The organism is Gudongella ferriphila, from assembly GCF_046224405.1.
Taxonomy (GTDB): domain Bacteria; phylum Bacillota; class Clostridia; order Tissierellales; family Tissierellaceae; genus Gudongella.
Genome location: NZ_JBJXRK010000054.1, coordinates 1 through 3,094, shown reverse-complemented (window position 1 = coordinate 3,094; position 3,094 = coordinate 1). Strand labels below are relative to the sequence as shown.

The 3,094-nt window shown below is 29.0% G+C and carries 2 protein-coding genes; both read left to right on the top strand.

Annotated elements, in window-relative coordinates:
- Window positions 1-298, top strand: a 298-nt coding sequence (locus ACKVDP_RS13600; RefSeq protein ID WP_409229445.1) for a hypothetical protein, incomplete at its 5' end; no start/stop codon positions are given.
- A partial coding sequence (locus tag ACKVDP_RS13595) for a DEAD/DEAH box helicase family protein (RefSeq protein ID WP_409229444.1) occupies window positions 298-3,094 on the top strand: 2,797 nt, incomplete at its 3' end. The genes ACKVDP_RS13600 and ACKVDP_RS13595, both read left to right, overlap by 1 nt.

The following is a 3,094-nucleotide window of genomic DNA, read 5'->3' as shown; positions in this document are numbered from 1 at the left end:
CATAGCCACTCTTAAGGCTGGAACAACTTATAAGTTTAAATCAATTGAAGGTATACTTCCAACAGAAGAAAAAACCTTGATTATCTGGAGAAACCACACTGATGACTTAGTTAAAGACAATGAGGCACTTAACGCCTATTTAAATAAAAAAGGAATTAAGTCTACAACTTCCAAATATGATTTAATCTATGTAAATGGTGATAATTTTATTACAAATAATAATAATGAAGGTAATTTAAAAGTGAAGCTAATTGAGGGCGAGATGAAAAAAAAGATGTTTGAATGGGTGGTGATATAATGTCTAATAAAAATATAGAAAAAACATTTTCTGAAAAATTAGTTATGAATAAGTATTTATTTTCCCTTATAGGTATTGATGGATTTGAAGAAATTCAAAAGTATTTCAGGGATCCTAGTTTGAAGGGTATTAATTCTGATGGGAGAAGTAAATTATCTGTTGCATTTATTGACAAATATGAGGATGAAGTTAAGATACCAGTAGAGAATTTAGAAGAATACGATTTAAATATTATTAAAGCTTTGAGCAAAATAAATCACAGTAGATCTGAAAATATTAATCTTAAGTACTTCCAATATTTCTCTCTTCTTCTTATGGAAATATATCTAGATAAATACTTTGCTAATAAGGATGGACTTCTAAAAGAGCTAAATGTTTTCCTTGATCATTTCAATAATTCTGAAGATGAAGAAATAAAGGAGTTTGTCTCGGAAGACCTTAATAAATTAGCCCTTTGGTCAGCTACTGGAAGTGGAAAGACCCTAATAATGCATTTAAATTTCATACAAATTCAGTATTATTTAGAAAAATACAATATTAAATTTGACGGTAGTTTTATTTTGTTAACACCAAACGAAGGGCTTTCTGGCCAACACATAGAAGAATTTAAAAAATCAGGCATTACAGCTAATATTTATAACAAGAACGTGTCTAAATCATTTGTTTCATGGAATTCAATAGAAGTTATTGAGAATACTAAGTTGGCGGAAAAAGATGGCGATAAAACAGTTGCTACGAGCAGATTTGGCAGTAAAAATATTGTTTTTGTAGATGAAGGTCATAGGGGCGTTAGTGGGGATTCTTGGTACAAATTCAGAAACGAACTTTGCAAAGATGGATTTTCGTTTGAGTATTCAGCAACTTTTGGACAAGCGATAAAGGCATCCCGGAACAAAGATTTAGAAGATGAATATTCAAAATGTATATACTTTGATTATTCATATAGATATTTTTATAACGATGGTTATGGAAAAGATTACAAAATACTAAATCTAGAAACAGATGAGGATAACATTAGAGAACTATATCTATGTGCTTCACTTCTAGCATTTTACCAGCAAAAAAGATTATTCAATAATAATAAACAAGATTATAGAGAGTTTAATATTGAAAATCCACTTATGATTTATGTTGGGGGGAGTGTCAATGCAGTAAGAACTGAAAACAAGAGAAAGGTTTCAGATGTTGTTGATATATTATTATTTCTAGATGAATTTACAACTGATAAAAATAAATATTCGGACATTATTAATAGAATACTTAGTGAAAGAACAGGCTTATTGAATTCAATGAACATTGATGTGTTTAGGGGAGATTTTGACTATATCAATTCATTGGGATTATCTTCTGAACATGTATATGATGATGTACTTTTAGAAGTTTTTCATGAAAGTATGCCAGATTCAATAATGCATATTGAATACATTAAAGGTTCAGATGGAGAAATAAAAGTCCGTCTTGGCAATAATAAACCTTTTGGACTTATAAATGTTGGAGATGCTCCAACTTTAATTAACTTATGTAAAGATAATGGTCTAAACACATCAGATGTGAATTTCACAGAATCAATTTTTGCAGAAATAAATAGAAAGGATAGTTCAATAAATATCCTTATAGGCTCCAAAAAATTCATTGAAGGTTGGAATTCCTGGAGAGTTTCTACTATGGGGTTAATGAATATTGGTAGAACTGAAGGTAGCCAAATAATTCAGATGTTTGGTCGAGGAGTAAGACTAAAAGGTAGAGATTTTAGTTTGAAAAGAAGTTCTGCATATTTTAGTGACTATCCCTTTGTGAAAAGCCCAGATAATTATTCTGATATGAAATACCTAGAGACTCTCAATATATTTGGTGTAAGAGCTGACTATATGACACAATTTAAAGAATATCTCGAAGCAGATGGTATAAAGACAAATACAGAAAAACCTTGGACAATAGAAATTCCTATACTAAAAGATAAGAATTTAGAAAAGAAAAAAGTTGTAACCTTAAAAGTTAAAAAAGATTTAAATTTTAAAAGAGATGGTAAAGAAATTGTGCTTGGGGAAAATAAAGAAAAATTTATAATATCCTTGGATTGCTACGGTAAAGTACAGTTTCAATCATCAACAACAACTTCAAGAAATGTTATTAATAAAGAAACTTATAATTTGTCGAAGATGCATTTAGGATTCCTTGATTATGAAAAAATATATTTTAGCATTCAGCGATATAAAGGAGAAAAAAATTATTATAATATGGCTATAACGTTGGAGAGCATAAAAAAATTATTAGCTGATCCTACCTGGTATAAGCTTTATATTCCAGAAGAGGACCTAAAAATTAAATCAGTGAGGGACTTTGATAGATTTAATCGTATTGCTGTATCTTTATTAGAAAAATACATTGATAAATTATATTCTGTATCAAGATCTAGATGGGAAGGGCCGTTACTAGAATATAGCTATATGAATTCTGAAGATGACAATTTAGTAAGAGATGATACTTATAAAATTGAGATATCAGATCAGCAACTTAATAAGAGTCACATCAAATTTCTGGAAGATTTAGAAAAAGCAATAGGTAAGGCGAAAAATGAAGGTGATGTAATAGATATTCGAGAAGTTAAAGGCGACTTAGGAACTATTACTCTAAAATCCTCAATTAGTAATCCGTATATTTATATTTCTGAAGATAATTTGGAAATTAGAATTCAACCAATGCCTTTAAAAGAAAGTGAATGGGATTTTATTAATGATCTGAAAAAATTTCTAAAAACAAATAAATCTGAATTTGATGATAAAGAAGTTTATATAA